Origin of the sequence: Bacillus sp. TH19 (assembly GCF_016651075.1) — a bacterium.
Lineage (GTDB): Bacteria > Bacillota > Bacilli > Bacillales > Bacillaceae_G > Bacillus_A > Bacillus_A mycoides.
In genome coordinates this window covers 1,379,213-1,403,287 of sequence record NZ_JAEKEO010000010.1, presented here as the reverse complement: position 1 = coordinate 1,403,287, position 24,075 = coordinate 1,379,213, and the positions used below count along the sequence as shown (strand labels likewise).

Genomic DNA, 24,075 nt, shown 5'->3' with positions numbered 1-24,075 from the left:
TCATTCTCCTTCCCGCTTTAAACTGCACTCCGGTAAACAAACGACAAACTTACACCCTCCGCCAGTTTCTCGGTCTTCTAATCTCACTTCTCCTCCGAGCTCTGTTACCATTTCGTTTATGTAAGAAAGTCCAATTCCTGTTGATGGTGTTCCCGTTTGATCATACTTTGAAGTAAATCCAGGCTTAAATACTAATTTCTTATATTTTTGTGCAATACCAGGCCCATCATCAATTACTTCAAAGAATATATGGTTATCAAGTTTATATAACTTAATAATAATAACGCCATTATCCGCAATTGCTTCAACTGCATTTGCAACTAAATTATTAAAAATTGATAAGACCGTGTACACATGATATTCTGCATGCTCACCTTCTATACGTTTAGAAAAACGTATATCTTTTCCCAACATTTCAGCGTACTTCTCATTTATTCTCACAATCATTTCCGCAAGCTCATGTCCTTCTACATACTCAGCCACATTTTTATCTAATAACAGTTTAGATAACCCTGCAAAAATTCTTTGATTATCCTTTTTTATTTCATGTACTTCTCCCGCTATTTTCAATGCTGTTTTACTACTCGAATCATCGTTCGCTTGTAAATTCCGATATAATTGATACGCTGTTTGTGTAATTAACTCCGCATTTTGTAACGTTTTTTTCAAATGAACAGATTCCACATATAAGTTAGAAAGATGCAGCAACATTTTTTCATTTTCTTTTCGCACTTGTGATTCTTTTAATTTTGTTTCATACAAGTTCATCATATTTAAAAAACCAAGCGCAAAGAAACTACGAAAAATAGCAATAATAATTAGTTTATTCACTTCAGAAACTGTTATCGTTGTCCCCAGCACTAACATATGATAAAACGCAAGTTCAGACATACTTGCGATAATTTCAATTGTAATTCCAAGACATCCTATCACAATTGGCTTCTGATGAAACTTATTCACCCTACAAAGCGAAAAAAGACTTCCATAAATAAAATAATAAAAGAAAACAGGATAACGCAAATAAAATGATTCTGTCATATGGAATGAACCTTGCAATACCCAGTCAAGACATACACGAAATAAGACTACAGATATACCTACAAGAATACCTGCAGCTGCTGCTGGCACTCTTCTTAAAAATAGTAATAAAAAGAAGAAAAGCGGTGTCCCGAAACTAACACGAAACATATCATTAAAAGGATGAAAATTCAGCTCTCCAGCAATCGGAACAACAACCATTAATATAATTAAAAGATACATATCTTTCTTCCATAATTGATTCCAATTCAAAGGTGCCACTTCCTATGCTTTTTTTCAATTGTAAAAGTGAAAGCCCGCTTATAATTATAAACGGGCTTTATTTCTATATTCTAACCTTTTCTACCGCTTTTATTTGGCGATACTCCGGTTCCCATATTGCTTCTTTTACTGCAATCTTAATATCGTCATCACTTAAGTTCTCTCTAGCAACACCTTCTGCAACTGCGACTTTCGCTACTTCAATCGCAACCAGTTCAGAGATATTACGTAACTCTTCAACTTCTGGCAAAATAGGCGCTCCTGGCTGACTTGTATCTACCATACTTGCAACTGCTTCTGCTGCTGCTGCGAACATTCCATCCGTCATGACGCTTGCACGAACAACAATTGTACCAAGACCTAGTCCTGGGAAAATAAGTGCGTTATTTGACTGTCCAATTACATACGTTACACCGTTATATGTAACCGGTTCAAACGGACTTCCTGTTGCAACTAATGCTTTTCCTTCTGTCCACTCGATTAAATCTGCTGGTTTCGCTTCAGCAAGTGGCGTTGGATTCGACATTGGTAAAATGATTGGTCTTTCTACATGAGAAGCCATTTCTTTAATAATTTCCTCTTTAAATGCGCCCGCAACAGTAGATGTACCAATTAAAATTGTCGGTTTTACATGTTTCACAACTTCAGTAAGTCCGATAGCATCATTTTGTTTCCAATCACTTACTTCAGCTTCTTTTCTTGCATATGGAATTTGGAAATCAAGAAGATCTTCCATATTATCTGTAACCAACCCATTACGGTCAATACACCAGAAACGATTATGTGATTCTTCGTCTGATAAGCCGACACGAACCATTGCATCTCTTACTTGATCTGCGATACCGATTCCAGCCGTACCAGCACCAAACACAACTACACGGTGTTCACTTAACGGTACACCAGAAGCTTTTACTGCCGATAATACAGCAGCAAGTGAAACTGCCCCTGTACCTTGAATATCATCATTAAACGTACAAACGTCATGACGATATTTATCTAAAATTTTTCGTGCATTACGAGAACTGAAGTCTTCCCAATGTAGAAGTGCTTTCGGGAATTGTTTATTTACCGCTTGAACAAACGTATCAATAAATTCATCGTAAGCTTCACCTGTTATACGAGGGTGACGATTTCCAATATAAAATGGATTGTTTAATAATTCCTCACGATTTGTACCTACATCTAAAATTACCGGTAATACACGGCTAGGATCGATTCCAACTGCGGCCGTATATACAGCCAATTTCCCGATTGCGATGTTAATTCCACCAACACCCCAATCACCAATTCCTAATATACCTTCTCCATCCGTTACAACGACTAAATCAATGTTTTCAGCTGTTGCACCGATATTTGCAAATGCATCTTCAATACCTGATGGATCGTTAATTGATAAATAAATGCCACGTGGTTTACGGTATTCATGACTATATCTTTGAATTGCTACACCTACAGTTGGTGTATATACAATCGGTAACATTTCACGTAAATGCTCTGTTAAAATACGATAAAATAACACTTCATTTCGATCATGTAACGCTGTTAAGTATACATTCTTTAATAAATCATCCGGCTGAGAACTAAATTGTTCATATGCTCGGCGTGCTTGTTCTTCTAACGTTAAAACCGCTGGCGGTAGTAACCCTTTTAAACCTAACTCTTCTCTTTCCTCTTGTGTGAAAGCTACCCCTTTATTTAAAAGTGGTGTTGATAATACTTCTGCTCCTCTTAATGTTGTTTCTAATGCACCATTAGAAGCCACTGTAAACTTACTCATAACATCCCTACCTCTATTCATATATAGCATTTCTATATTGTAAACAAAAAAGAGGGGATTGTCCCCCTCTTCTTTTAATTTTTCTTTAAAAGAGTTGCTCCTGCAATCCCTGGGTGTGTCATTTCGAATGGATCTAGAATTAACTCTAATTCTTCTTGTGACAATACACCATTTTTCACACATAGTTCTCGAACGGATTGCCCTGTCGCAATTGCTTCTTTCGCAACGCGAGCTGCTGCTTCATAGCCGATATGAGGGTTCACGGCTGTAATAATTCCTACACTCTTCTCAACGTACTCTTTTAAGCGATCTTCATTCGCTTCAATTCCTTTTAAGCAATTATCTGTAAAGGCACGGAAACCGTTATTCATAATGCTAATAGATTGAAGTAAGTTGAAAACAAGTACTGGTTCCATAACATTTAATTCTAATTGTCCTGCTTCTGAAGCAAGACAAATTGTATGGTCGTTACCAATTACTTGGAACGCAATTTGATTAATTACTTCTGGCATAACAGGGTTTACTTTCCCTGGCATAATAGATGAACCTGGTTGACGAGCTGGTAGCATAATTTCCGCTAATCCAACGCGTGGACCTGATGCCATTAGGCGAAGGTCATTCGCAATTTTAGACATGTTCATCATACATACTTTAAGTGCTGCAGATACTTCAGTGTACGCATCCGTATTTTGAGTTGCATCTACTAAATCTTCTGCACCAACAAGTGGTAGTTCACTAATTGTAGCTAAATGTTTTACAACTGCTTCAATATATTCTGGATCTGCATTTAAGCCTGTACCAACTGCAGTTGCTCCCATATTTACTTCATATAAATGTTGACGTGATTGCTTGATACGTTTCATGTCACGTTCAAGTACGCGGGAGTATGCTTTAAATTCTTGTCCAAGACGAATTGGCACAGCATCTTGTAAATGTGTACGACCCATTTTAATAACATGATCGAACTGTTCTGCTTTTAATTCAAATACATCATGCATATAACCCATTGTTTGTAATAAGCCTTCTAATGCATTTAATGTTGCAATATGAATCGCTGTTGGGAATGCATCGTTTGTTGATTGTGCCATATTTACATGACTGTTTGGACTAATATAATCATAGTCTCCCTTTTCCATTCCTAATAATTCAAGGGCACGATTGGCAATGACTTCATTTGCGTTCATATTCATTGAAGTTCCTGCACCGCCCTGAATTGGATCAACGATGAAATGATCATGCCATTTCCCCTCAAGGATTTCTTGTGATGCTTCTGCGATAGCACCACCCTTTTTCAATTCCAATCTTCCTACATCTGCATTAGCAAGTGCTGCCGCTTTTTTTACAATTGCTAACGCTTTAATTAAACCTTCATGAACTTTGTATCCTGTAATCGGGAAATTCTCTACTGCACGCATTGTTTGTACACCGTAGTACGCATAATTTGGTACTTCTTTTTCACCTAAAAAATCTTTTTCAATTCGTACTCCATTTTTAACTTCAGTTAATGTTGCCATGATTACTCACTCCTTAACAATCTCTTACGCTGCTTTTGTTTGTTTGACCGTTTCTACATATTGTTTTGCTTTCTCATCATCGAATTCGCCTTCCCACTTCGACATAACAATGGCAGCTAATGCATTTCCTAATACATTGACAGCTGAGCGAATCATATCTAAAATGCGGTCAATTCCCGCAATTAATGCGATGCCTTCTAGCGGTAAGCCCATTGATCCTAACGTCGCTAATACAACAACGAATGATGCACCCGGAACTCCCGCCATACCTTTGGATGTTAACATGAGAACGAATAGTAGCGTTATTTGCTCCGTCAGTGACATGTGTACACCGTACATTTGTGCAACAAACAATGCCGCTAACGCTTGATAAATAGCTGATCCAGTCAAGTTAAATGTATAACCTGTGGGAATTACGAAAGAGGCAACTGCCTTTGGACAACCGAACTCTTCCATTTTTCTCATTATATTAGGTAAAACAGCTTCTGAACTTGCTGTCGTAAATGAAAGAATAAGTTCTTCTTTTAAAATTTTCATTAATGTAAAAATATTTACTCCAACCATTCGCGCATTAATACCTAATACAATCACAACGAATAGTATAACAGTTACGTATACAGCTAGCACTAGTTTTCCTAAAGGAAGTAGTGTTGCTACACCAAATTTTGCAACCGTAACAGCAATTAATGCGAATACACCAAATGGTGCGAATTTCATCACTTGATTTGTAACCCAGAACATCGCTTCGAGCACACCTTCAAAAAAGTTAAAAACAGGCTTTCCTTTTTCTCCGATTGCTGCGACTCCTAAACCGAATAGTACTGAGAAGAATATAATCGGTAATAAGTCACCTTGTGTAATAGACTCAAATATATTTTTCGGTACAATATGAACAATCGTTTCTGCAAAGCCTTTCTTCTCTGTTGCATCTGCTGTTTGTTTATAAGAAGAAATATCACTTTGCTGTAAATTACTCATATCAACGCCAGTACCTGGTTGGAATATATTTGCTGCAAGTAATCCCATTAAAATAGCAATCGTCGTAATAATTTCGAAATAAAGAATTGTCTTACCGCCCAGTTTCCCAAGCTTTTTCATATCACCTACACCAGCTACCGCAACAATTAATGCTGAAATAACAATCGGTACTACAATCATTTTAATTAAATGAATAAATATATCCCCAACTGGTGTGATATAAGAAATCGCCGTTTTATTGCCATAAAAGATTGCCCCTACTACAATCCCTAAAACAAGTGCGACAAAAATTTGTGTTGCCAATCCGAATTTTTTCATTTATGTTCATCCCCTTTTATGCGAACGCTTTCATTTCGTATTTATAAAAGCTTACTCACACATCATATAGGCGAACCTACAAAATCATACAAAAACCTACAAGTTCGTCACAAAAAATTCAAATTTATTTCTTATAATATTCATTGACACTTTTTTATAAAAAAGAAATAAAATAACCTTGATAAAACATCAGATTATTTCGTATAATCTAAAAGATATACGTATTCTAAATAAATGGGGATGAAAAGGAGTGGATGTTATGAAAAATCACGTGAAGAAGTTCATCATATCTATTTCTTTTCTATTTCATTTTCTTACGAAGGAACAAAGGCATTCGCCTTTGTTCCTTTTTTATTGCAATCTATATAGGGGGAATTGTTATGAAACCATATAAACGCGTCTTAATTAAACTAAGTGGCGGCGCACTTGCTGATCAATCTGGAAATAGCTTTAACTCCAAACGATTAGAACATATCGCAAACGAAATAATATCCATTATTGACCTAGATATCGAAGTATCCATTGTCATCGGCGGCGGTAACATTTTCAGAGGTCATCTAGCTGAAGAATGGGGAATTGATCGTGTAGAAGCTGATAATATCGGTACGCTAGGTACGATTATTAACAGCTTAATGCTTCGCGGCGTTTTAACAAGTAAAACAGATAGAGAAGTACGCGTTATGACTTCCATCCCTTTTAATGCAGTAGCTGAGCCATATATTCGCCTACGTGCAGTACATCATTTAGATAACGGTTATGTTGTCATATTCGGTGGTGGTAACGGGCAACCATTCGTTACAACAGATTACCCAAGTGTACAAAGAGCCATTGAAATGAATAGCGACGCCATTTTAGTCGCAAAACAAGGAGTAGACGGTGTCTTTACAAGTGATCCGAAACATAACAAATCAGCGAAAATGTACAGTAAACTGAACTATAACGATATTGTTAGGCAAAACATACAAGTAATGGATCAAGCCGCTTTATTACTTGCTCGAGATTATAATTTACCGGCACACGTCTTTAACTTTGATGAGCCTGGTGTTATGAAAAGAATTTGTTTAGGTGAACATGTTGGGACGTTGATTAATGATGATGTTTCGATGCTTGTGCATGAAAAATAGTTATTCCCATCAAAAAAGGGTGTCCTTTATAGACACCCTTTCTTCCTTAATTATTATAAATAAAAATCAACTACTCCCGCCAACCTCTCCTTAAAACGCTCCCAAAAAGATAAGTTATCAAAAAACTCTTTCTTCATTTCTTTCGAATCATTAAAATCCTCTATTAACGCCTTATTTACTTGCGCTACGATAGGACCACCATGAATATACAAATTCATCTCATCATTAATATAGAAGCTACGTGCAGTAAAGTTTGTAGTACCGATAACAGTTAGTTCATTATCAATCAGCATTAACTTTCCATGAAACATACCTTTTTTATAACCATATACCGTAATCCCGTTATTAACAGCTTGACGAATATAAGGATACGCTGCCTCTTTAATAAGAGGAATATCTGGTTTATATGACCATAGTATTTTTACTGTAACACCACGTTTTTGCGCTCCAATTAAAGCATTCATTAATTCTTTATTTTTCGCTATAAAATAAGGTGTTGTAATTACAATTGAATGTTTCGCTTGTTTTATTAACTTTATATATTTTTCAGCGACGTGATGTCCATTGTAGCTAACCATCGTATGTAATGTATTCCCTTTACTCGCTTTATTCGTACTTCTTTTTATATGTTCTTTCGTATCTCGTTTCCAATCTAAAGCGAATTGCTCTTCTAAATCTTTTGCTCCTTCTCCTCTAAGCCGCACATGATAGTCACGCCAATATCCAAATCGCTTATCTTTCCCTAAGTACTCATCCCCCATATTAAAGCCACCCGTATAGCCAATCTCCCCATCAATCGTCGTAATACGACGATGATTACGATGGTGAAGTGAATAAAATCCAAATGGCAATTCCGGTTTTCTACTATATGTAAAATGAACACCACTTTCCCGCAATTCATTTTTCATCTTTCTTTCAAATGATAAATCATTAATTAAATCAACCGATAAATATACGTTTATTCCTTCTTTCGCCTTCTCCTTTAATAAGTTTAAAAAAGTATGGCTACTTTTATCATCCGATAAAATATAAAAATAAGTGTAAATAGATCGCTTCGCTTCTCTTATATCAGTAAACAACTGTTTATAAAACGACTTCCCTTCCACATATAATTGAAAGTCACTATAATGAGGCGCATACTCTGTCGGCATATTTTTCACGGCTTCCATTTTCCTTCCGAGCGTAACGTCAATATGCATCCAAATTAAAATAACAACGAAAATAGCAATAATAATAGAAGTGACTCGCAATATTTTTTTAATCATTTTGATTTCCTTCCACTCATATTACTTACTATTTCGTAGTGTTTCATTAAAGTATGTTTTCATACAAAATGTATTTCTTACTTTTTGTCGGATGTTAAAAACTTAAAGGAGAGCAGACTATGAAAAGAGCAAAAACTCCTATTATTTTTATCCCAGGTCTTTTCGGTTCAATGAGTAATATTATTATTCCTGGTACCGGTAATTGGAACTTTGGGCTTTCTTCGTTTATTTATGAACCATTCATTATGATGTTAGAAAGTATCGGCTATGAACGAAATAAAAACTTGTTTATCTGTTTTTATGACTGGCGTCAGCGTATTGCTTTTTCCACTCAAAAATATTTATTAAAAACAATTGCCTATGTTAAAGAATTTACAGGGTGCGATAAACTAAATTTAGTTTGTCATAGTATGGGTGGACTTCTTGCACGTTCTTACGTTCAAAGTGAAGAATATGAAAATGATGTGGAGCAACTTATTATACTTTGTACACCAAACGCTGGATCTCCCCCCAATTATAGTTATTGGACTGGAGGTAGTCTCCCAGTACATGCATCTTCTAAAATAAATATTGTTCGTTCCTATATGGAACAGTACATACACTACTTAAGTACCTTGTATAAAATGAATAAAGTCGAAGCGATACACCGTTACTTTCCAGGATTACAAGATGTTATTCCTTGTAAAGATTATGGAAATTATTTATTTATAAGATCAGGCTCTTCTATTACATTTCTTCCTTATAGTAAGATGCAAATGAAAAACCCTTTCCTCGATACATTAAATGAAAATAGATTTATTATACAGAAAAGAAATATTGAAACTACACTTATTGCAGGAGATGGAGTAGAAACGATTCAATATTTACAAGTCGTCCCTTCACATTCAAAACTAGAATGGACAGACGGAAAAGTCGTCGGTGATATACTTACAAAACATGGTGACGGTAACGCTGTTCTACATAGCGTTTTTCTTCTAGAAGGAAATAAATATGTTGTGCATGCTTCACATAACGAAGTGCTCTACAAAAGCATTCCTATATTACAAAAGATACTTTAAATTACGAATACAAAAAAGGTATGGCATTGCGCCACACCTTTTCATTAAATGAAGTTCCTCGCATCATTATTTCTTCCAAACTTATAAATAGCAATTAAGAAGAATGCTATCGCGAAAGCGAATAAAATTAAAATATTTAAATACAACTCAGAAAATGGAATGCCTTGCTGTAGTTTTGAAATCGTATCTAGTAACCAACGCTGCGGAAGGAAATCAGCTACTTTTTGTACTGCTTTCGGCATAATGTCGTACGGGAAATAACATCCAGCAAGTAAACATGTTGGTACTATTACTATATTTTGCATTGCATTTGAAGCAGTTGAACTTTTTGAAAAAGACACAATGACTAACGATAAACCAATTGCAATTAAAGCGAATATCATAAGCACACCAATCATAACTATGAAAGGCATATTTATAGTTGTGTGAAAAACATTCGTCATAAAGAATACTGCAATTACAATTTGTACTGTTAATATCATCATATTTACTGCGACATTAGATAATATAAATTTCTTTCCGTCAATCGGCGTTGATAATAATCTAAAATACGTTCTGTTCTCTTTTTCTTTTAAAATAAATCCTGATAAGTTCACTGCTGAAAATAACATAAACATAATAAGATAACCCATCGTTTGATTTGTCATATCTTTATTTTTTGAAGTATCTTCAAGTGTCTCAGACTTTACTTTAAATGAACTTTTTTGATAACCCGCGTACATACTATTAAACGTACTTTGATCGGCCCCTGCCACTTTACTAATCGCAGCGATGTTATCAACATAGTTATATAAATACGATTTTATAAATCCTGTTACTTGATCGCCTTTAATCGATGAAATCTCAATATGACTCGGTTTCCCTTCTCGAACACTTTCAGAAAAACCAGACTGTAATGTAATAACACCATCAAGTTTTTTTGAAGTGAGTTTATCTTCCACTTCAGATTCCTTAATTTTACTAACATTTACATGATTGAGTCCTTCTAAAAATTTCACTGTATCATTTGCGATAGGTTGATTTTCTTTATTTATAACCCCAATATTTAACGTTCCTTGCCCTACATTCCCATATATCGAAAAGGAAATGAGCGTTCCTATTATCGGCAAGCTAATAATAATGAGTAACCCCTTTTTATTTTTCAGAAGCACAGATAACGTTTTTTGTATGAGCCATAAAATATCTTTCATACTATAGCCCCTCCCGTCTACGTAATGCAATAATCGCAATTAATAAGAAGATTGCTGAAATCCCAAGATTTAAAGATATTACCGGCAGTGCCGCTCCTACATCATTTGCATAAATAATTTTCATAATAGCTGTGTTTGCCCACGTTAATGGTGATAAATTCGTAACGAAATTTTCTTCCACTACGAAATACGCACCACCAAAAATAGACGCTAATTGCACAACAACCATAATAATCGCTCTAGATGCCTCACCTGTTTTTGTAATATATCCGATTCCTAAACCGAAGCTAATTGCTAAAAAGACTTCTGTTAGTAAAATAATAAATATGATTCCAATATGGTCGCCCCAATTCGCTTGAAAAACAAATTTACTAAATAAAACGACAAGTAATAGACAAAGTGCATTCGCTACAAGACTACCGAGCACTTTCCCAATGAAAATTTCAGCCTTACTTATAGGTGCTGCAATTAAACGATCTCCTGTTTTACGTATTCGTTCTCCTCGAATTAAAAAACTCGCCCCCATTGCAGCGTACAGTGCAATCATCGTCGTCATTACAACCGCATAGTAATCCATAGAACCTGGTTTTTTAGCAGCTTGTAAAGATGTTTCTTTAATATAATCATTATGATTTCCGTTTGAAATAACTGCGCTAACCTTACTCGGGTCTACTTTTGCAACTTCGGCCACTACGTTGTACTTATCAACAAATGTTGTAAGCATGCCTTCCACAATACTTCCCTCAATACTACTTTTGTCACTTCCATAAAATTTTGCACCATCTTTATTTAACTCTACATAAGCAGCATATTTATTTTGCTTCACTTCTTCTTTCCCATCTATACCTTCGGAAGCTTTTTTAAAATGAATACCTGATTTATCGACTTCTTTCGTAAATGCTTCAAATGATTGAGAAAACGTGCTATTTGCTTCATCTTTATATAGCACTTGTATATCCTTAAACGATTGACTATCGCTATTAAATGCATTCGTTAACGCTGTTCCTAACACAAGCATAAGTACAATCGGAAATGCTAACATAAAAACTAAAGTTCTTACGTCCCTGAAATCTCTTTTAATGTGCATCACTGCAATGTTAAAGATGTTCAATTGATGAACCTCCCTTTACCTTTTCTTCATTTACCTTTATTTATCTCGTAAGTTTCTTCCAGTTAACGTAAGAAATACTGTTTCTAAGTTTGGAGCCTGCTCCTCTAACGAACGAATTTCAATGTCATGATTAATGAAATGCTGAATAATTTTATTTAAATTATTTAATCCTGCATCCGAGTTTACCTTGATTACGTTCTCTTCAATTTGAACAGCTTTCACACCATTTATCTCTTTTAAATTTTCTACATCTAAATTTTCTACTGACTTTACTTCAATCCAAATATCTTTCGTATCTGTAATAATTGCTTTTAACTGTTCTTTCGTTCCTTCTGCAATTACTTTACCGTGATCGACAATTGCTATTTTCGTACAAATCTCTTCTACTTCTTCCATGTAGTGACTCGTATAAATAATCGTACTTCCCATTTCATTTAATTTTCGGACAGACTGAAGAATGTAGTTCCTTGACTGCGGATCAATTCCAACTGTCGGTTCATCCATAATAATTAACTTCGGTCTATGAGCGATTGCACAAGCGATATTCAGTCTTCGTTTCATCCCGCCAGAAAAGTTTTTCGGATAACTTTTATGTTTATCACTAAGGCCTACAAATTGAAGTGCTTCCTCTACTCTCGCTTTTAGCTCGGCTCCTCGTAATCCATACAATCCAGCAAAGAATTTCACATTTTCATAGGCAGTTAACTCTTCATAAATCGCAATATCTTGCGGAACGATACCGATATTCATTTTCGCAAATCGATTATGTTTCTTTATATTTTTTCCTAGTATGCTAATTTCACCTTCATTACTTCTTAACAAACCAGCAATCATATTAATCGTTGTACTTTTACCAGCACCATTTGATCCTAAAAAGCCAAATATCTCTCCTTCTTTAATAGATAAAGACATATTATCTACTGCGATGAAGTCACCAAATTTTTTCGTTAAATTTTTAATTTCCAATGTATTCATCATTTCACCCCTATTTCGGTTTCTCTGCTTTTATTATAAACAAAAAGAATGAACCTGCTCAGTGCAGAAGTTCACCCTTTTCACATGAGATTATTCACTTTTTTCATATGAGATGATTCATCCTCGTCTCATCCTCTTATATCGGCAATAACATTGTTACTGAAAAACCACTTGTTCCATCTACAATAATTTTTCCGTTTACTGATGCTGTTCGCTCCTCCATTCCCATAATACCGAGGCCTTTCTTAACAAGAGCTGCACCTTTACCATTATCCTTCACTTGTACTTTCACCATCTTGTTCAGTACATGAATATCTATTGAAATGACTGTCGCATCAGCATATTTCATCGCGTTTGTTAGTGCCTCCGTAACATTTTCACCAATAATCTTCCACTGAATCGGTGAAATCATATCTAAATTCCCTTTATATACGAAAGGAATATTTATATCATGCTTACCGGCAAATTCCTCTATGAATAATTTCATACGATGAATACCAATTTGCTCAGTTGGTGGCTTCATATTTTTTAATGTAATCCGAATGCTTTCAATTCCATCTTTTGAAATATGAATTGCATTTTGTAATAACTCAGCAGATTTCACTTTATCTATTTCCATTAATCTCTTCGCTGCTTCCATTTGAATAAGTGCACCTGTCATTGAGTGACCGATTTTATCATGAATTTCTTGAGATAGTCGATTTCTTTCCTCTAATTTAAATGTGTATTCAGATTGCCTTATGTAATCTTTATTTTCATTTAAACTTTTCGTAAGTCTTTGTATGTCTTTTCTCATTTTATCATTTTGCATTTCTAGTTTTAATAATCGTGCTATATAGCGATGAGCTATCGTTAAGGAAAAAAACAAAATGCACTAATAAGTCCATACGTCATTTGAATACCTTCACCTATAAAAATAATAGGAAGAATCATAATGAAAAAGATTAACCATTTCTTTTTTATGTAATAATTTGCAATTTCATATAAGTTCAAAGGTAAAAACAAAATAAAAAACGGATGAACCTTCCATGTAAATAACATAACTACGCCAATTGACACACAAGTTAATATGTTTTTGTACGTATCTTTTTTAAATATAGAGATCAACACATTGACAGAAAGATATAAAAGCAAAGTAAGTATAATCCACGGTAAGTTCGTAACATTTAAATGAATGTAGCTAAACACTATATATAAAAAGACAATAAGTTTACTTACAGTTAACCAAAATTCCATAACATTAATCTACTTTCCCTGTTAAGTAATAAATCGCAATTTGTGTGCGATGTTCTAGTCCAGTTTTCCCTAAAACTGATGTAATATAATTTGCAATCGTTCCTTCAGATATGAAAAGTTGCTTCGAAATTTCTTTATTTGAGAAACCTTTCGCAATTAATGCGATAATACTAAGCTCTCTTTCTGTAAAAAGACTCTTATCAATTTTAGATTCTTCCTCTTTACTTTCCATTAAATTAGACTTAATTTTATCAAGCACTACATCTTGCATAACAGTTTGACCGTTATAAACTCCTTTTATCGCATCACGAATACGCTCAGGATCATTATTTTTTAACAAATAACCTTTCGCTCCGTTTTTTACTGCATCCAAAATATATTCATCATCATCAAACGTCGTTAAAATGAGAGGCTTCGTTTTTGTCTCTTCACAAATTAACTTCGTCGCCTCTACCCCGTTCATGTTTGGCATACGAACATCTAAAAGCGCGATATCAACTTCATACTTTTTACAATACGCTACAGCCTCTTTCCCATCATTTACAGTATCTAATACTTCAAACTCTTCGTATGTATTTAAAATAATTTTCATGCCTTCTCTAATAAAAGAATTATCGTCCGCTATTAATATTTTAATTTTCATGTTTGTTAGTATGGACCTTCCCCTACTAACATTCACATCCTTTCTCTGTGTAACATTTCCTTCTTGCTCATTATATAATTCTCTTTACCATTTTTTCACACCTTTTTCATATAGCCCTCCTGCTAAAAATATATTATTCTTTTTTTATAACATGTGTAGGGTGACTTATCATTTCTTACGTCTATATAATAGAATGCGTCAAAAAGGAGGGAGAGACCGATTGAGGAAAAACAATTAGTTGAAAAAGCACAACAAGGAAGCGAACATGCTTTTCGTATCCTTGTACAAACATATCGTCATTATATTTTTCAAGTTATCTTTTCTATTTTAAGACATGAAGAAGATGCTAAAGATGTTACACAAGAAGTATTCGTAAAAATTCACGCCTCTCTCCCAAATTATCAATTTCGCGGATTAAAAACGTGGATGGCACGTATTGCCACCAATCACGCTATTGATTATAAGAGAAAAAAAGCTAGAGAAAACGAAGAACTCTCCTTATGTAAAGAAACTGCGGAAAATATAAAATCCTCTCATAATATTGAGGCTTTATTATTGACGAAAGAGCAAAAATTACTCATTGCTCAAAAACTGAGAGAACTTCCCGACAATTACCGTGACGTCGTTCTCGCACATTACTTAGAAGAAAAAAGTTATCAAGAAATTGCTTTGCAAGAAAATATTGAAGTGAAAACAGTCGAAATGAAACTGTATCGGGCAAGAAAATGGATTAAAAAACATTGGAAGGAGGAAGAGTTTCTATGATGCATTATTCAAAAGAAGATTGGCGCAATTATACATTAGATGTTATATCAAACAATGAACGTGAATCTATGGAAGAACATCTTTATGAATGTGATCATTGTTTAGCACTTTATATGGAAAGTATTGATGAACAACATGAAAACCTTCCAATGATAAATGATGATTCATTTACGAACGAAGTTATGACGCAAATTAATTTTGAAACACTACAATCTAATGAAAATATAAAAACAAACTCACTAAAGCGCACAATTATTCACTACATAATTGCGACTGCGGCTACAATTATTTTTATGGTAAGTGGTTTATTCCAGTATATTTTCACAGCGACATCAAATTTCGAGAAATCTTCAAAACATAACGAGTCTTCTATCTCACAACAAATTGTAAACAAATCGGTAGACACATCAAAAAAGGACGGAGGTTCAAAGCATGAATAAAAATCCCTTTTTAGCACTTGTGTTAGGGCTAATTCCTGGGCTTGGACATTTATATTTAAAGAAATTTGGACGATTTATTTTATATAGCGGCGGGGCTTTATTTCTATTTATCCTTGCAGCATTTTGTACAATAGCATTAGGAGCGCGTGATATTGCTTTTCTTTCTCTATTTTTACTAGTCGTGTTATGGGCGATCAATTTATTAGATTTAGTTATCACTATTATTAATCAATCGAAAAAACAAGCAGCCGGAGAATTTACAGAGTCCTCTAAAGAAAGCGAACGATTTTATATCATTCTTCTATCAATCATTCCTGGGCTTGGTCATTTTCAATTAGGACTTATGCAACGCGGACTTACATTTTTAGTCGCTTGCACAGGAATCGGAAGTATGATTATATTCGTTGCACTCTTAACATCTCAAGGAAGTTTCCTTATCTTTCTTATTACATTACCTGTTTTATGGATTTATAATTTCTTCGATGTTGTTCAACAACTACAGAAAAAAGAACGCGGCGAGCAATTAGTGGATCGTACTATTTTTGAAGAATTTGAAGAGCACCGAGAACAAGGAAAGAAAAATAAAACATTCGCTTCCATTTTAGCAATGTTTCCTGGAGCAGGACATATGTATTTAGGCTTACAGCGCCGTGGTCTTCAGCTTATGGCAGCCTTTTTACTATCTATTTATTTGCTCGACTTATTAAGACTTTCTGCGTTTTTATTTTTAGTACCAATCATTTGGTTCTATAGCTTTTTTGATGCGTTACAGCAAACTGCAAAATACGGAAAAGAACGTGTAAATGACGAACCTATCATTGACTATTTTATCAATCATCAAAGATGGATCGGTATTGGGTTAATTACACTCGGTGGTTATTATTTATTAGATCAAACAGTCCTTCCTATTTTGAATGACTATTTTGCAACTATATTTAATATTCATCTTAGCGAACTATATTATCGCTATTTCCAAACATCTATCGTTGCTCTCCTTTTAATTGGTGGCGGCTTTAAATTGTTACTTGGAAATAAAGAAAACAAAGGTGGTACAAACGAATGAGAACATGGCGCGTTGGAACATTCTCAATGGGGCTCTCCATTATTACATTAGGTTGCTTTTTACTATTTTCAGTCGTAAAAGGAGTTCAAGCATTAGATACATTAACAGCCTGGTGGCCTGTTTTACTTATCATACTTGGCGCTGAAATTTTACTATACCTTCTATTTTCTAAGAAGGAACATTCATTTATTAAATATGATATTTTTAGTATTTTCTTTATCGGAGTTTTAGGAAGTGTTGGAATTGCTTTTTACTGCTTATTATCAACTGGATTGCTAGAAGAAGTTCGTCATTCTATTAACACAACTAGACAAACGAGTAATATTCCAGACGGACAACTTGATATACCTGAATCTATCAAAAAAATCGTAGTGGATGCGGGGCATCACCCTCTAACGATAGAGGGAAATAATACAAATCAAATTCATCTTTTTGGAACATATGAAATGACGACAAAGGCAAATGAAAAACCTAATTTAAAACAAGAGGATTTCCTTTCAGTTCAAACGGCTGGAGAAACGATGTATATAACGTTAAAACCATTACCGGTTCAGCATACGTTTTTTAACTTCGCACCACAGGTGAAACAAACACTCGTTCTTCCGCAAAATAAAAATGTAGAGATCCGCGCTTCGAATAACGAACTATCTCTTTATCCAGGTCAATTACAAAATAATTGGTTTGTACAAAACAGTTCAAACGTATCTGTTCATTTAACTAAAGAAAGTGATGTTTCTTTAACAGCCGTAACAAATCAAAAAGAAACTCACGGAAACACACCTTGGGAACAAGTAGAAGATTTAGCGAAAAAAGAAAATAATTCTTCAGAAGAAAATCCAGAATTAAATGGGCAAGAACATTGGTATAAAAACTCGATAAAAACAGGAAATGGAACGTACAAATTAAATATTGAGAAAGCTTATAATTTAAATATGAGCTTTATCGAAAAATAAGAAACCTTCCACAGTTGTGGAAGGTTTTTCTCATATAATCGCTTTTATTCCTTCTAAAATTAATCCAATCATAAAACCACAAACAGCCCCGTTCACACGAATCCACTGCAAATCTTTACCGACATTATTTTCAATCATTTCGATTAATGTTTTATCATCTAACTTATCAAGGTTTTCTTGCACAAGCTTTCCAATTTTCGAATGATTCTTTTCAACAATAGTAACAACTTGTTTTTGTAACCAATCTTCTATTTTTTGAACAGTCAATTCGTCTTCTTTTATTTTATTCATTTGTGTTTGTAAGAATGGAACAACATATTTATCAGCAAATTCTTCATTCTTCACAAAAGTAACTGCCCTACTCTGTACTTGCTCTAGCATCTCTTTTATTTTGTCAGTAGCATCCCAATTTGCAATCCATTTTTCTTTCCACTTCTCTAATTCCTGTAATAAAGATTCATTTTCTTTTACATTTATAATCTCTTGACGAATTTTCGCTAATATAAGTTGCCTTGTGCTATTATCTGCATCTTGTAAGCTGTTAATATTGCTAATGATAAACTTCTGCAAAATGCCGCCGATTTTATCCTCATCAACAATATTCATAAACGATTTCAAAGTAAACTGTAGGAATCCATCTACTTTTATGTTTTCCATCGCCTTCATGCCTAAGCTTCCGAGCTGATAACGTGCTTCATCTTGAGCTGTCCAATCTTTCACTTTTACTAATATGTAATCAAGTGTTTTTTCATCATATTCTTGCACTACTAATTGATCCACGAGAACTTGTAATATGTTACTTGTATTAATTGTATGCAAATACGTTTTTAATTCTTTTTCAATAATAACTGCTAATTTTTCCGTATCTATTTGAAGAATCGCTTTCTCAGCAATTGTTACAATCCCTTTTTTCACAGCATCAGACTGTAACTCTTTCTCAGCAATTTGCAGTACCATTTGCGCTAGCTGCATTTCTTTTACTTTACTTGTAATACTTTCTTTCGTCAGCCATTCATTTTCTAACGTAGAAACGAGTCCCTTTGTTACCCGCTTACGATTTTTCGGTAATAATGCTGTATGTGGAATTGGGATTCCCAACGGATGACGGAATAAAGCTGTAACCGCAAACCAATCCGCAAGTCCACCAACTAACCCAGCTTCAAATCCACCTTGTATAATTTCTCCAGCTACCGTTCCTTGAAAAGGGATTGAAGCCGCAAAACCTACGCCCATAACCCCAAGCGAAATACCCGCTATATATTTAGTCTGTAATGACATCGTATACACATCCTCTTATTATGTAAAATAAAGCTTTTTTGTTATATTTATTCGATATTAGCAATCCTTTATATCTATACTATAATGAACTAATGCGAAAATAACAAAGAATTTTATGCACATGAAAAAAATGAGGCTGTAAATAGCCTCATTTTTATTTTAACGTTAATTCCAAACCTTTCTTATAATACCCATTCATCACGTCTTCCGGAACCATACTCCCACCAGTTCCCCACACAATATGAGTACCTTTCTTCACCTTCTCTGTTAACTGTTGTTTTTGTAAATACTCATTTTCAGCTTTACATACATTCAACGGCCCTATCATACCCGCTAATGCAGAAGGCTCTAAATAAATATTTTCAGTATCAGCCAGTTCTTTTAATAATCTATATAACTCCTCATCACTTACTGTGTAATTTCCACTCAAAAATGGTTCCATCGTTTTACCGACAAATCCAGATGGTCTTCCTACCGCAAGTCCATCCGCATCAGTTACATTATCAATCCCGATATCTTGAACGGCGATTTTATCGTGAAGCCCTGTCATTAAACCGAGTAACATACACGGAGAGTGCGTTGGCTCCGCAAAGAAACAGTGTACGTTGTCTTTATACAATAACTTTAAACCAAATGCTACTCCGCCAGGTCCGCCCCCTACTCCGCACGGAAGATAAACGAATAAAGGGTGCTCTTCATCTACTACAATCTCTAACTCTTCTAATTGTTTTTGTAAACGTGACGCTGCTACTGCGTATCCTAAAAATAAATCATGCGAGTTTTCATCATCAACAAAATAACAGCTAGGATCTGCATCTGCTTGCAGTCTTCCTTCTTCTACTGCTTTACTATAATCAGCTTCATATTCAATAACGTTTACACCTTTACTTCTTAATAAATCTTTTTTCCATTCTTTTGCGTCTGCTGACATATGAACAGTCACGTTAAAACCTAGTTTCGCACTCATAATACCGATGCTAAGCCCTAAATTCCCAGTAGAACCTACTGCAATTGAATACTTCGCAAAGAAACCTCTAAATCTATCACTATCTAAAATTGAATAATCATCTTTCTCTGTTAACATTCCATGCTGCAATGCTAATTGCTCTGCATGTTTCAGCACTTCGTATATTCCGCCTCTAGCTTTTATTGATCCTGATATCGGAAGCCCGCTATCACATTTTAATAGTAATTCCCCTAAAATAGGTTTCCCATAACTTTTCTCTAAAGATTGTTTCATAGAAGAGATTTTCACTAAAGGTGATTCTATAATACCGCCTGTTTCTTTCGTTTCAGGAAATACTTTCGCAATATATGGTGCAAAACGCTTTAATCTCTCTTCCGCGTCTTTTACATGTTCTTCATTAAGTGGTGAATTTTTTATTGCTGTTTCATACTTTTCTATATTCGGGTTTACCCAAAATACTTCTTCTGTTGCGATTAAGTTATTTACTAGTGGATATTGCTCTTTTAATGCCTCTATCTCCTTCATTCCTCTTCCTCCTCATATCCTTGTAGATAGCCATATAATAAATTATAATTAAATTAATTTTAATATAGTTTAACATAAATAATTCATTTTAGTTAATTTCAATTTAATTTATTTAAATATAATTTAATAATTATTAAGGAGCATTTATTATGGAAAATATAGATATTGGTAAAAAGATTGAAAAACAAAGAAAAGAAAAAGGGTTAACTAGTAAAGAATTAGCAAAGATGGCCGAAATCACACCATCAATGCTTAGTCAAATTGAACGTGGTTCTGCTAACCCTTCTATTCAAACATTAAAGGTACTTGCAAAAGCTCTTGATGTTCCAACATTTAGTTTTTTACTTGAAGAAAATAATACAGACGATTTAATTGTACGTTCTCATAAAAGAAAAAAATGATTATCGATAATTTATCATATGAATTGTTATCACCTGATTTCACAGGAAATTTAGCAACAGCAATTATGACTATCCCACCAAATACTGCTTCATCAGAAAATGTTCTAGAACATAAAGGTGAAGAATTAGCATTTGTATTAGACGGAAAAATCACATTGCACTTAAATGAAGAAGAATACACATTAGAAACTGGTGATAGCGTAAAAATACCAGCTTATTTAAAACATAAATGGGTAAATCAATTCGAGAAAAATGCGATTGTTTTATTTTCTGTTACTCCGCCGATTTTTTAATTCATATGATGATACAAAAGTAGCCATGCTCTCCGTGCATGGCTACTTTTATTTTTTTGGTACTAACAAAATCCCTAAACTAATAACAAAGAAGCTCAGTATTTGCTGTATTGAAAGACCAAATAGAACTGAATTTTGTTCACTAATAAGTGAAATAATGATATGAGCAATTCCCTCGCAAATTAGAAAAAAGATTATATTCTTTCCATTTCCTAATCTTTCATTTTTAATCCATAACGAGCCAATTATACCGAGTGCGAGTATAATCTCATACATGAAAATAGGATGATACAAAAATTTTGATTCATATATTTTCATCCCCCACGGCAGTGTCGTTTGTGCACCTACTTCTTGATGGAATATAAAATAAAAGATTATACTCACGCAAAATCCAAAAGGTAATGTATCAAGTAAAATCCGAAGAGAAAATTGTTCTTTTTTACTTTTCCAAACAATATATATACTCGCAATTACGCACCCTACTATAATATGCTGAATACTTCCTACAGCTAATAATGCTGGCATTGGCGCCCCAATGGCCCATACCGGATTTAAAATTGCCGGTGCGAATTTCCATACTAATACAATGATAAGAAAGCCATTCATTACTGCATCCATCATTTTTTCATATTGAATATTTTGCTTTTTCATCCTTAGTTTCATTAGAGTAAATCCAAATAAACTTCCTATTATAAGAGAAACGGGTTGTAACCTCACCATCCACTCCATCACTATGAAATCCCCTCTTAATTCTCAATTATTTTCTTAAACTTCTCTTCTAATTGATTTGGAGGTAATACACCTCGTGCATGATCTACAATAATTCCATCTTTATTAACAAAAAATGTCGTTGGTAAAGAAAATACTTTATAATCTATTCCAGCTACTCCGTCCATATCTAATAGAACAGGAAATTTAAATCCGTGACGATCTGCAAATGCGCTCGCTTCTTGTACTGGATCCCCGATTGTTGCATTTACCGCAAAGATTTCAACATCCTCCTTATATTTATCATACAAACGAACTAGATCAGGAGCCTCCATTTCACATGGACCACACCATGATGCCCAAAAATTAATAACATATGGTTTTCCCTTTGCATCATTTAACGAATAAAGCTTCCCGTTCAATCCTTTTAATGTTATGTTCGGCGCTTTAAATCCCACTTGTGGTAATACTTCCTTCTCTTGTAACTCCGCTTGTTTCGCTTTTCTTTCTTTTTCTTCTTTCTTAGTATTATAAAAGTTAACTCCTGCCCAAATTAGTGCCCCAGCTAGTATAATAGCAATTAGTTTCTTCACTTTTCTTCCTCCTCATTTCTAAAATCCCGTAAATCCGCCGAATAGACGAATAAAGAACGCTGTAATTTTCGTCATTTGATTTGTATATAATAAAACCCCTGTTAAAATCATCATTCCACCGCCGATTTTCATCATGACATTGGCATAAGTAACAATCCATTTTACCTTTCCAATAAAAAATGCCATCACGAAAAACGGAACTGCAAAGCCAAGAGTATATGCCGTAATATAAAGAAGCGCACTTTCCGGATTGGTCGCCCCGAGCATAAGCACTGCAGAAAATATCGGACCAACACACGGTGTCCATCCTGCTGCATATGTCATGCCGACCAAAACTGAGCGAATATATCCTGTCGATTTACTTCTATACTGCACTTTTTTCTCTGCCATAAGCCACTTAGGCTGAAACAATCCAGTCATAAATAACCCCATCAAAACAATAAAAACCCCACCAATTTGCTGAATCAATCTTTGATTAGATGAAAAAGTAATCCCAATCCAACTCACCGATAAACCTAACGCATAAAATATAACCGAGAAACCGATCATAAAAAATACTGTATGTATAATCGCTGACTTTTGCATAATCCCACGATTTTCTTTTAAATCTTGAATAGACACACCTGTAATATATGATAAATAAGATGGATATAGCGGTAAAGAACATGGTGATATAAATGAAAGTATCCCAGCCCCTACTACTAGCCAAATTGTTAAATCCGCCGCATTCATTTTATCCCTCCTAAACACACTACAATGCGTAGTGTTAATTATTAAAAAAAGAGGCTATATGCACTCTCCGACAATAAGTACAATCGACATACAAAATAGCCCTAACGTTACATATACTGAATTTGTATGTAATGGTATATTCAGCTTAACAACTTTCTCATTCAACACTTGCTCAATTCGTAAATTAATTGCGGTTTTCGCAAACGACGCTGTAATACATTGATTTTCCATCGTCTTTATTTTAATTAACTTTAATAATGCACTACCTAGCTCAAATGAAGATTTCATTTTTTGCATCGCATATTTATCTGCTGATAGCTCTTGATATACATGATAACGCTGCAACATCCCTTTTAATATAGGAATATACATCATTCCCTCAGCTAACAATGTAAAGAAAAATAACTTTAATGGATCTCGATTTTTTTGATGATATTCCTCATGTAATACAATCGCATCAATTTCTTCCTCAGAAAATGCCTGAAACATTCCTTCTGAAATGACAATTTTCGGTCGAAATAATCCAATTGTAAATGCCGTAATCTGTAACGTTGATAATACGTACACTTGCTTTCCTTTTCTAGTAATAGACACGAGATTTCTTTTCAATCTTTTACTATAAAAAAATTGCTTCCAAATTCTTTTTACTCATAATGATTACAGTAAATAACAGTAATCCGGCTATCATTATACGAAGTATTGATAGTTCCCTCATATGTTTTTGTAATTCAAATAAACAAAATTGAGAAAGGAAAAATGCTTTATTTTGAAAAAGAAATGGGTATGTAACGTAGTATACTAACATGCTTAAAAAAAGCACACTAATAGTCACTGCTAACAAAACGATTTTACGCATTTGCCACTTCATT

20 protein-coding genes and 3 pseudogenes are annotated in these 24,075 nt (G+C 34.3%); 7 read left to right on the top strand and 16 right to left on the bottom strand.

Annotated elements, in window-relative coordinates; translation table 11 throughout:
• The 4 genes from JFU54_RS24980 to JFU54_RS24965 all read right to left on the bottom strand — a co-directional run bounded on the left by JFU54_RS24980 (nucleotide 1) and on the right by JFU54_RS24965 (nucleotide 5,886).
• The gene (locus JFU54_RS24980; RefSeq protein WP_201066755.1) at nucleotides 1–1,299 is read right to left on the bottom strand and encodes an ATP-binding protein; all 1,299 of its coding nucleotides are present in this window, start codon (nucleotides 1,297–1,299) and stop codon (nucleotides 1–3) included.
• 64 nt (nucleotides 1,300–1,363) lie between these two features.
• Nucleotides 1,364–3,076 (bottom strand): oxaloacetate-decarboxylating malate dehydrogenase, encoded by a 1,713-nt coding sequence (malS, locus tag JFU54_RS24975; RefSeq protein WP_016092869.1) that lies wholly within the window; start codon nucleotides 3,074–3,076, stop codon nucleotides 1,364–1,366.
• Nucleotides 3,077–3,150: 74 nt separating this feature from the next.
• Nucleotides 3,151–4,590 carry an aspartate ammonia-lyase gene (gene aspA / locus JFU54_RS24970; protein WP_002012229.1) on the bottom strand — a complete coding sequence of 480 codons (1,440 nt, stop codon included), beginning with the start codon at nucleotides 4,588–4,590 and terminating at the stop codon, nucleotides 3,151–3,153.
• Nucleotides 4,591–4,614: 24 nt separating this feature from the next.
• The gene (locus tag JFU54_RS24965) at nucleotides 4,615–5,886 is read right to left on the bottom strand and encodes a cation:dicarboxylate symporter family transporter (protein WP_002012230.1); all 1,272 of its coding nucleotides are present in this window, start codon (nucleotides 5,884–5,886) and stop codon (nucleotides 4,615–4,617) included.
• A 380-nt stretch (nucleotides 5,887–6,266) separates the two neighbouring features.
• Between JFU54_RS24965 and pyrH the strand changes: the two genes are divergently transcribed.
• Nucleotides 6,267–7,010, top strand: coding sequence for a UMP kinase (gene pyrH, locus JFU54_RS24960; protein ID WP_002012233.1), 744 nt, complete (start codon nucleotides 6,267–6,269; stop codon nucleotides 7,008–7,010).
• A gap of 53 nt (nucleotides 7,011–7,063) precedes the next feature.
• Here the strand turns inward: pyrH and cls are convergent, their stop codons facing one another.
• Nucleotides 7,064–8,275, bottom strand: coding sequence for a cardiolipin synthase (cls, locus tag JFU54_RS24955; protein ID WP_201066753.1), 1,212 nt, complete (start codon nucleotides 8,273–8,275; stop codon nucleotides 7,064–7,066).
• A gap of 119 nt (nucleotides 8,276–8,394) precedes the next feature.
• Here cls and JFU54_RS24950 point away from each other — a divergent pair, with 119 nt between their 5' ends.
• A complete protein-coding gene (locus tag JFU54_RS24950; RefSeq protein WP_201066751.1) occupies nucleotides 8,395–9,333 on the top strand; it encodes an esterase/lipase family protein in 939 nt (312 codons plus the stop codon).
• Between the two features lie 44 nt (nucleotides 9,334–9,377).
• On the opposite strand, the gene JFU54_RS24945 is transcribed toward JFU54_RS24950, so the two are convergent.
• From JFU54_RS24945 to JFU54_RS24925, 5 genes and pseudogenes are all read right to left on the bottom strand, one after another.
• Complete coding sequence (locus JFU54_RS24945) at nucleotides 9,378–10,523, bottom strand: ABC transporter permease (RefSeq protein WP_002086373.1); 1,146 nt, start codon at nucleotides 10,521–10,523, stop codon at nucleotides 9,378–9,380.
• Between the two features lies 1 nt (nucleotide 10,524).
• Nucleotides 10,525–11,634, bottom strand: coding sequence for an ABC transporter permease (locus JFU54_RS24940; RefSeq protein ID WP_201066749.1), 1,110 nt, complete (start codon nucleotides 11,632–11,634; stop codon nucleotides 10,525–10,527).
• Nucleotides 11,635–11,670: 36 nt separating this feature from the next.
• Nucleotides 11,671–12,609, bottom strand: coding sequence for an ABC transporter ATP-binding protein (locus JFU54_RS24935; protein ID WP_002086377.1), 939 nt, complete (start codon nucleotides 12,607–12,609; stop codon nucleotides 11,671–11,673).
• Nucleotides 12,610–12,745: 136 nt separating this feature from the next.
• Nucleotides 12,746–13,845, bottom strand: a pseudogene (locus JFU54_RS24930) (sensor histidine kinase).
• A 4-nt stretch (nucleotides 13,846–13,849) separates the two neighbouring features.
• Nucleotides 13,850–14,488, bottom strand: coding sequence for a response regulator transcription factor (locus JFU54_RS24925; RefSeq protein ID WP_002012250.1), 639 nt, complete (start codon nucleotides 14,486–14,488; stop codon nucleotides 13,850–13,852).
• Nucleotides 14,489–14,707: 219 nt separating this feature from the next.
• Here JFU54_RS24925 and JFU54_RS24920 point away from each other — a divergent pair, with 219 nt between their 5' ends.
• The 4 genes from JFU54_RS24920 to exsE are packed head-to-tail and all read left to right on the top strand — an operon-like array spanning nucleotide 14,708 to nucleotide 17,709.
• Nucleotides 14,708–15,253, top strand: coding sequence for an RNA polymerase sigma factor (locus JFU54_RS24920; protein ID WP_307838321.1), 546 nt, complete (start codon nucleotides 14,708–14,710; stop codon nucleotides 15,251–15,253).
• The gene (locus JFU54_RS24915) at nucleotides 15,250–15,693 is read left to right on the top strand and encodes a hypothetical protein (protein WP_002086380.1); all 444 of its coding nucleotides are present in this window, start codon (nucleotides 15,250–15,252) and stop codon (nucleotides 15,691–15,693) included. The genes JFU54_RS24920 and JFU54_RS24915 overlap by 4 nt, the downstream gene beginning before the upstream one ends.
• Complete coding sequence (locus JFU54_RS24910) at nucleotides 15,686–16,756, top strand: hypothetical protein (protein ID WP_002086382.1); 1,071 nt, start codon at nucleotides 15,686–15,688, stop codon at nucleotides 16,754–16,756. Before JFU54_RS24915 ends, JFU54_RS24910 begins: the two co-directional genes overlap by 8 nt.
• Nucleotides 16,753–17,709 carry an exosporium protein ExsE gene (gene exsE, locus JFU54_RS24905; protein WP_201066747.1) on the top strand — a complete coding sequence of 319 codons (957 nt, stop codon included), beginning with the start codon at nucleotides 16,753–16,755 and terminating at the stop codon, nucleotides 17,707–17,709. Before JFU54_RS24910 ends, exsE begins: the two co-directional genes overlap by 4 nt.
• A gap of 30 nt (nucleotides 17,710–17,739) precedes the next feature.
• Here exsE and JFU54_RS24900 read toward each other — a convergent pair whose 3' ends face one another.
• Nucleotides 17,740–18,987: a DUF445 domain-containing protein gene (locus JFU54_RS24900; RefSeq protein WP_002086386.1), complete on the bottom strand. Its 1,248-nt coding sequence runs from the start codon at nucleotides 18,985–18,987 to the stop codon at nucleotides 17,740–17,742.
• 154 nt (nucleotides 18,988–19,141) lie between these two features.
• Nucleotides 19,142–20,479 (bottom strand): D-serine ammonia-lyase, encoded by a 1,338-nt coding sequence (locus JFU54_RS24895; protein ID WP_201066746.1) that lies wholly within the window; start codon nucleotides 20,477–20,479, stop codon nucleotides 19,142–19,144.
• A 149-nt stretch (nucleotides 20,480–20,628) separates the two neighbouring features.
• Here JFU54_RS24895 and JFU54_RS24890 point away from each other — a divergent pair.
• A pseudogene (locus JFU54_RS24890) lies at nucleotides 20,629–21,173 on the top strand (helix-turn-helix domain-containing protein).
• Between the two features lie 48 nt (nucleotides 21,174–21,221).
• Here the strand turns inward: JFU54_RS24890 and JFU54_RS24885 are convergent.
• From JFU54_RS24885 to JFU54_RS24870, 4 genes and pseudogenes are all read right to left on the bottom strand, one after another.
• Nucleotides 21,222–21,905 carry a prolipoprotein diacylglyceryl transferase family protein gene (locus tag JFU54_RS24885; RefSeq protein WP_002141213.1) on the bottom strand — a complete coding sequence of 228 codons (684 nt, stop codon included), beginning with the start codon at nucleotides 21,903–21,905 and terminating at the stop codon, nucleotides 21,222–21,224.
• 14 nt (nucleotides 21,906–21,919) lie between these two features.
• Nucleotides 21,920–22,474, bottom strand: coding sequence for a TlpA family protein disulfide reductase (locus JFU54_RS24880; RefSeq protein WP_201066744.1), 555 nt, complete (start codon nucleotides 22,472–22,474; stop codon nucleotides 21,920–21,922).
• Nucleotides 22,475–22,492: 18 nt separating this feature from the next.
• Nucleotides 22,493–23,206 carry a cytochrome c-type biogenesis protein CcdA gene (ccdA, locus tag JFU54_RS24875; protein WP_002031088.1) on the bottom strand — a complete coding sequence of 238 codons (714 nt, stop codon included), beginning with the start codon at nucleotides 23,204–23,206 and terminating at the stop codon, nucleotides 22,493–22,495.
• A 54-nt stretch (nucleotides 23,207–23,260) separates the two neighbouring features.
• Nucleotides 23,261–24,074: pseudogene (locus JFU54_RS24870) on the bottom strand (M56 family metallopeptidase).
• Between the last annotated feature and the right edge of the window lies 1 nt (nucleotide 24,075).

Excerpts from the sequence above, each read along its gene's own strand:
- malS (WP_016092869.1), bottom strand. The coding sequence starts at position 3,076 with ATGAGTAAGTTTACAGTGGCTTCTAATGGTGCATTAGAAACAACATTA.
- aspA (WP_002012229.1), bottom strand. The coding sequence starts at position 4,590 with ATGGCAACATTAACTGAAGTTAAAAATGGAGTACGAATTGAAAAAGAT.
- JFU54_RS24965 (WP_002012230.1), bottom strand. The coding sequence starts at position 5,886 with ATGAAAAAATTCGGATTGGCAACACAAATTTTTGTCGCACTTGTTTTA.
- pyrH (WP_002012233.1), top strand. The coding sequence starts at position 6,267 with ATGAAACCATATAAACGCGTCTTAATTAAACTAAGTGGCGGCGCACTT.
- cls (WP_201066753.1), bottom strand. The coding sequence starts at position 8,275 with ATGATTAAAAAAATATTGCGAGTCACTTCTATTATTATTGCTATTTTC.
- JFU54_RS24950 (WP_201066751.1), top strand. The coding sequence starts at position 8,395 with ATGAAAAGAGCAAAAACTCCTATTATTTTTATCCCAGGTCTTTTCGGT.
- JFU54_RS24945 (WP_002086373.1), bottom strand. The coding sequence starts at position 10,523 with ATGAAAGATATTTTATGGCTCATACAAAAAACGTTATCTGTGCTTCTG.
- JFU54_RS24935 (WP_002086377.1), bottom strand. The coding sequence starts at position 12,609 with ATGAATACATTGGAAATTAAAAATTTAACGAAAAAATTTGGTGACTTC.
- JFU54_RS24925 (WP_002012250.1), bottom strand. The coding sequence starts at position 14,488 with ATGAAAATTAAAATATTAATAGCGGACGATAATTCTTTTATTAGAGAA.
- JFU54_RS24915 (WP_002086380.1), top strand. The coding sequence starts at position 15,250 with ATGATGCATTATTCAAAAGAAGATTGGCGCAATTATACATTAGATGTT.
- JFU54_RS24910 (WP_002086382.1), top strand. The coding sequence starts at position 15,686 with ATGAATAAAAATCCCTTTTTAGCACTTGTGTTAGGGCTAATTCCTGGG.
- exsE (WP_201066747.1), top strand. The coding sequence starts at position 16,753 with ATGAGAACATGGCGCGTTGGAACATTCTCAATGGGGCTCTCCATTATT.
- JFU54_RS24900 (WP_002086386.1), bottom strand. The coding sequence starts at position 18,987 with ATGTCATTACAGACTAAATATATAGCGGGTATTTCGCTTGGGGTTATG.
- JFU54_RS24895 (WP_201066746.1), bottom strand. The coding sequence starts at position 20,479 with ATGAAGGAGATAGAGGCATTAAAAGAGCAATATCCACTAGTAAATAAC.
- ccdA (WP_002031088.1), bottom strand. The coding sequence starts at position 23,206 with ATGAATGCGGCGGATTTAACAATTTGGCTAGTAGTAGGGGCTGGGATA.